This is a genomic window from Endozoicomonas sp. ONNA1 (assembly GCF_024606325.1).
GTDB lineage: Bacteria > Pseudomonadota > Gammaproteobacteria > Pseudomonadales > Endozoicomonadaceae > Endozoicomonas_A.
In genome coordinates, this window is record NZ_JAHHPN010000249.1 from 1 (window position 1) to 1,137 (window position 1,137).

1 protein-coding gene is annotated in these 1,137 nt (G+C 48.8%); it reads left to right on the forward strand.

Annotated elements, in window-relative coordinates; genetic code table 11:
- On the forward strand, positions 1-1,137 hold a 1,137-nt coding region (locus KDK19_RS06000; protein WP_257291548.1), incomplete at both ends, for a hypothetical protein.

Below are 1,137 nucleotides of genomic sequence, written 5' to 3' on the forward strand. Positions count from 1 at the left end.
CCGATGCTGATGAAGAGATCCTTTGCCAGCATTCCCGCTATTTTGACGCTGATATGGCTAATGCCCGACTGTGGTCATTGATGGACAAACATCAGATGACTGAAACACTCCTGGTGAACATGAAAACAGAGCTGACCAGAAAGCTGCTGTCGAATCAATGGCCTGGCAATGCAGAAACACTGCATAAACGACTCCAGGTCGTCAATATTACCCTGATGAGGCTCTTACAGGAGAGAGGCCTGTATGAATGGGCTGAAAAATTACTGTTCGACATCAGTGACAAACAAGCCAGTGACGGTGAGGATTTCCTTTGCAAGGCCAGTGGAAATGATGAAATTGATATAGCACTGACACGACTCTGGCAGCTAATGGGAAAAAGTGAGCAGGCTGAAAAACTGCTGCTGAGCATGAGTAACAAGCATCAGACTGACAGTATTGAAAGGCTTTGCAGGATCACTGGAAAGCGTGGGGTTGACCTGAATCTGGCCCTACTCTGGCAGGTCATGGAAAAGCTGGAACTTTGTGGAAAACTGCTGCTGAACATGAGTCACAAGCACCCCGGTAACAGTGAAGAAATCCTTTGTCAGCCCTGTGGAGATTATGAAATTGATCTGGCCCTGGTCCGACACTGGGAGCAGATAGGCCAATATAAAATGGCCGAAAAGCTGCTGCTGAACATGGTGGGTAAAGAGCTCAATCAAAATCAGGAAATCCTGTGTCAACCCTGTGGAGATCATGTCCTGGATCTGGCCCTGGCCATACTCTGGCAGTTGATGGGCAACTATGAGTGGGCAGAAAGACTGCTGCTGAACATGTGTGACAAACACCCCGATGACAACGAAGAACGTCTTTGCAAGCCTACCGGGAAGAAAGATCTTGATGTGGTGCTGGCAAGAAATTGGGAGGTGCTGGGCAAATATACACTGACTGAAAGATTGCTGTTGAACATGGCCGGCAAGTCCCTCTTCGCCGGTGAGGAAGCGCTGTGCAAACGCTCTGGAAATCTTAGCATTGATCTGACTCTGGTGAAATTTTGGGAGAGAACGGGCGACTATAAACGGTCTGAAAAACTGCTGCTGGACATGAGTGGCAAGCAGCTCGATGACACAGAGGAAGACCTTTGCAAGGCCTGCGGGC